The sequence below is a fragment of the Pseudactinotalea sp. genome (assembly GCF_048594945.1).
GTDB lineage: Bacteria > Actinomycetota > Actinomycetes > Actinomycetales > Beutenbergiaceae > Pseudactinotalea.
On record NZ_JBMDXJ010000507.1, the window covers coordinates 1 to 4,466 of the forward strand.

5 protein-coding genes are annotated in these 4,466 nt (G+C 70.6%); 4 read left to right on the top strand and 1 reads right to left on the bottom strand.

Going from position 1 to position 4,466, the window contains the following annotated elements; translation table 11 throughout:
• The coding region (gene fepB, locus ACOJSN_RS22870) for a Fe2+-enterobactin ABC transporter substrate-binding protein (protein WP_420114788.1) at positions 1-775 on the top strand (775 nt) is incomplete at its 5' end.
• Positions 776-777: 2 nt separating this feature from the next.
• Positions 778-1,593: a siderophore-interacting protein gene (locus ACOJSN_RS22875; RefSeq protein WP_420114789.1), complete on the top strand. Its 816-nt coding sequence runs from the start codon at positions 778-780 to the stop codon at positions 1,591-1,593.
• 9 nt (positions 1,594-1,602) lie between these two features.
• Here ACOJSN_RS22875 and ACOJSN_RS22880 read toward each other — a convergent pair whose 3' ends face one another.
• Positions 1,603-2,508, bottom strand: a complete 906-nt coding sequence (locus ACOJSN_RS22880; RefSeq protein ID WP_420114790.1) for a macrolide 2'-phosphotransferase — start codon at positions 2,506-2,508, stop codon at positions 1,603-1,605.
• Between the two features lie 84 nt (positions 2,509-2,592).
• Here ACOJSN_RS22880 and ACOJSN_RS22885 point away from each other — a divergent pair, with 84 nt between their 5' ends.
• On the top strand, positions 2,593-3,078 hold the full coding sequence (locus ACOJSN_RS22885) for a DUF1269 domain-containing protein (RefSeq protein ID WP_420114791.1): 486 nt from the start codon (positions 2,593-2,595) through the stop codon (positions 3,076-3,078).
• Between the two features lie 45 nt (positions 3,079-3,123).
• The coding region (locus tag ACOJSN_RS22890) for an ATP-binding cassette domain-containing protein (RefSeq protein WP_420114792.1) at positions 3,124-4,466 on the top strand (1,343 nt) is incomplete at its 3' end.

A 4,466-nucleotide genomic window follows, 5' to 3' on the forward strand; every position in this document is an offset into this window, starting at 1 on the left:
GATCGATGCGCCGCTCGTGGGCACCGCCGCGGCCACCGTCTCCGGCCTGACCGACGACAAGGGCCTGTTCGCGCAGTGGGCCGACGTGGCCGACGAGCGCGGCGTCGAGATCGCGTACGCCGACCTCGAGCTCGACCTGGAAGGGATCGAGATCCTCGAGCCCGACCTGATCATCGGGTCCGCGAACGGTGGCGACTCCACGCTCGACGCGTACGACCAGCTCAGCGAGATCGCGCCCACCGTGCTGCTCGACTACGGCACGCCCACGTGGCAGGAGCTGACCGAGAGACTCGGGGAGATCACCGGTCTCGAGACCAACGCCGAGGCCGTGATCGCGGAGTACGACGCCTTCGTGGCGGAGCAGTCCGGCGGCATCGCACTGCCCGCGCAGCCGGTGATGGCGCTCGTCTATCTCGGGCCGGACGGCGCGTGGGCGTTTGCCGACGAGACACCGCAATCGAAGCTGCTGGAGTCGTTGGGCTTCGAGTACGCAGCGATCCCGGACGAGGCGCAGGTCGAGACCGCAGGCGCGACCGGTGTCGCGGTGGTCAGCGCGGAGAACATGCCCTCGGCGTTCGGCTCTGCCGAGACGATCTTCGTGGTGCCGATCCGCGGACCGGAGGAGGTCGATGCCTTCATCGGCGACCCGCTGCTGGCCAACCTGCCTGCGGTCTCGGGCGACCGAGTGCACACGCTCGGCCCGGCGTCGTTCCGGCTGGACTACTACAGCGCGGTGGACACGGTCGAGCTGCTCGTCGCCGAGTTCGGGAGCTGAGCATGGTTGACGACAGCGTTCTCCGGCAGGACGACCACGACCGCGGCTTGCACCACGTGGAGTCCGTGGTGGTGGCCGTGCGGCGGGCGACGCCCTCGCTGCTGCGGGTGACGCTGCAGCTTCCGCACGAGCATCGTGACGCCAACTGGGGCGCGCCCAACGTGGCCCTCCGGCTCGAGGTCGATACCGACCAGGGCGAGGCGTCCCGGGTCTACACGGTGCGCACGTTCGACGAGGCGGCCGGCCGGATCGACGTGGACGTGGTGGTGCACGGCCACATCAGTCCGATGATGCGGTGGGCGGCCGGCGTGAAGGTGGGGGACACGCTGCGGTTCCGTGGGCCGCGGCCGCACTTCCGCGTGCCCGCCGGGAATGGCCGACCGGCGGCGTTGTTCCTCGACGAGACCGCCATCCCCGCGCTGTACGCGCTGCTGCAGCAGTGGCCCGCAGGGCAGCCGGCGGTGGGGTGGGTCGCGACTGACGACGAGGCTGCGTTCGCCGAGCTGCCGGCCGTTCCGGGGGTGACGCTGCACCGGGTGTCGCCCCAGGGTGCGCAACTGGCCGCGCAGGCTCAGGCACTCGCCGATGCCGCCGGGCACGTGGTCTGGGGTGCGGGCGAGCGGGACGAGATGCGCACGATTCGGCGCCTGTTCCGCACCGAGCTGGGGCTCGCGAAGGAGGACGTGGCCGTGTTCGGGTACTGGCGGCGCGGCACCACGAGCACCGAGATCGACGAGGCGCGTCTGGCCAACTACCAGCGGGTGCTGGATCAGGGCGGCTCGATCACCGAGCTGGACGACCTCGCGATCGGGGTGTGAGACCGCAGGTCAGTCGGGCGGGTCCAGCAGCGACTGCGCACCCGCGCGGTGCTCGGGCAGGCCGGTGGTCAGCGCGTAGATCCCGTACCCGACCGGGCCGAACGCGCTGAGCTCGGCGCACTGCCGGGCCAGGCCCGGCCACGTGCGGCCGCCGGCGTCACGATAGGCCTCGAGCGTGCGCTCGAACACCTCCGGCGGCGCCGTCATCTGCTGCAGCAGTAGGTCCCGTGCCGGGTCGCCGAAGCCCGCGGTCGTCCAATCGAGGACGCCGGTGATCGAGTCCTCGGCATCCACGAGCACGTGGGCCTGGTACAGCTCGCCATGGCTGAACACCGTCCACTCCGGCCAGGTCTCCTCGTCGGCCAGCCACGACTCCCAGCGGTCGCGGAGGTCGGCGGCGATCGAGAACTCGGCGGCAACGCGCTCGTACTCGGAGCGCCGCAGCGCCCGGATCTCAGCCGGTCCCGGCACCTCTAGCCCGGCGGCCTCGGCCTCGTCCGTGGGGATGGCGTGCAGGCGAGCCATCAACCGACCGATCTCGGTGGCGTAGCGTTCCGAGGCCACGTCGACGTGGAACACCGGGTGGCCGTTCTCCCCGAGCGTCAGCGCCGGCGATCCGGGTAGCAGCGGGTAGGCGATCAGGTCATCCGCAGTGATCTGCCAGTCCGGCACCGCCACGGACAGGTGCCTGCGGACCAGACCCAGCACCGCTGCTTCACGGGCGATCGAGTCAGCCATGTCGCCGCGGCGAGGCAGACGCAGGACCCAGGCTTCGCCGTCGAGCGCGGTGGCGTACACGACCCGGAAGTCGAGGCCGGCCTCGTTGAGGCGGATCGAGGTCGGGTCGATACGCAGCCCGCGTGCGGCCGCCACGGCGGCGATCGAGTCGGGCGTGGGGGCGTCGTCGAGGGCCATCTCGTCAGCCTGCCACGCCAACCGGGATGCGGCACCGCGCCCGAGCCGCCAGGATGGTGACCATCCGCCTCACGAAGGAAAGCCATGGCCACGTTCACCGCCTGGAAGTTCGACACGCCCGACGGCGCCGAGACCGCTGCGACCACCCTCAAGCAGGCATGGACCGAGGGGCTCGTCAAGGTCGAGGACTACGCCGTGGTCGAGTGGCCCGCCGGCGCCGACCAGCCGAAGGTGAAGTACGAGAACCGCGACGAGTGGCGCGCCGCCGGCTGGGGCGCTCTGATCGGCACCGTGCTCGGCTCGCTGTTCTTCCTTCCGATGATCGGTGCCGCGGCGGGCGCCGCGATCAACATCTTGCGCAAGAAGGTCGAAGGCGTGGGCATCAGCTCCGAGCAGCTCGACACGATCGGCAAGGAGGTCGTGGCCGGCACATCCGCGCTGTTCGTGGTCTCGCTCGAGAGCGACCTCGACCGCCTCGCCGAGCGCTTCCGCGGTCAGAGCGCCACGCTGATCTCCAGCAACCTCGTGGCCGGCGAGCTCGACGACGTCAAGCAGGCGTTCGAGGGCTGACCCAGCGCCACAAATGTGGTGGACAGCGCGCCCTAGCCTGAGGTGATGCGCGAGGCTGCGAGGGGTGTGGCGTTCGTCGTCGGTACGAACTGGCGGGTAGCGCGGGCGGCCTTCGCGGTCGCTGCCGTGCTCACCGGGCTGCTCGCCTGCGTGCCGGCCCTGCAGGTCTTCGTGATCGCCGAGCTCGTCACGGCGCTCGGCGCCGACAGCACCACCATGCGGGACATCCTGGTGCCGTTGCTCGCGGTCGCGCTCATCATCGGGTTGAACGGACCCGTCCGGGCTGCTGTCGAGGTGCTTCGGCAGCAGGCAGACGATGTCGGAGCCGCCACCACCACGGCCGCACTCACACGGCGAGCCGCCCGGACCTCGCCCCGCGACCTCGCTCGTCCCGAGGTGGTGGCTGAGCTCGAGCGGCACGCCGAGAGCATCTGGCAGGTGGTCAACGCGATACCGGTGCTCACATTCTGGGCCGCGCAACATGTGATCTCGACGATCGGCGTGATCGTCGCGGTCGCCGTGTTCAGCCCGTTGGCTGCGCTGCTGACTGCGATCTCGCTGATCCCGGCACTGCTGGGTGGCCGGTGGTTGGCGCAACGATTGGAAGCGTTCTGGGATCGCGTGGGCAAGCTCTTCGCACGGGAACGCTATCTCACCAACCTGCTGGTGCGGCAGCGCTCGGCGGCAGAGCTCGCGGTACTCGGCGCCGGTACCGGTGTGGCGAGGCAGGCCGGTGACTACTGGCTCCGCTACATCGCGGAACGGAGGCGGTTGCGGGGCGCGCAGCTCCGGATCGAGTGGCTGGTCGGCACGGTCGCGACGCTGTCGGTACTCGGCGCGCTGGTCGCACTTCTGCTCGACGTCGATCTCAGCCCCACGGCGGTGGCAGGCGTGACGGGCGTGATCGCTGCCGCAGGAAGCGTCGCCGCTGCGGGCAGCGACCTCGGCTCGCTGCTGAGCTTCGGCCCGCAGGCAGCCAAGCTCCGGGACTTCCTCGGCCGTGCCCCGAAGACCGTGGAGCGCGCGACGTCTGTACCGGTCACGAAGGTGGCCGAGATTCGGCTAGCTGAGATGAGCCACACCTACACCGACCGCGACGCGCCCGCCCTGGTCGACGTCTCGTTCGAGGCCAGGCGCGGCGAGATGATCGCCCTGGTCGGCGCGAACGGGGCAGGCAAGACGACCGCGGTCCGCGCGCTGTTGGGCCTGATCGAGCCCGACAACGGTCTCGTCGAGGCCGACGGGGTGCGGCCCGCCGACGTCGGCGACCGCGCATGGCTCGACCGGTTCGGGGTGCTCGTGCAGGAGTACGAACGGTACGAGCTCACTGTGCGGCAGAACCTCCTGCTCGGCAACGACGACGAGATCGGCGACGAGCAGCTCTGGCA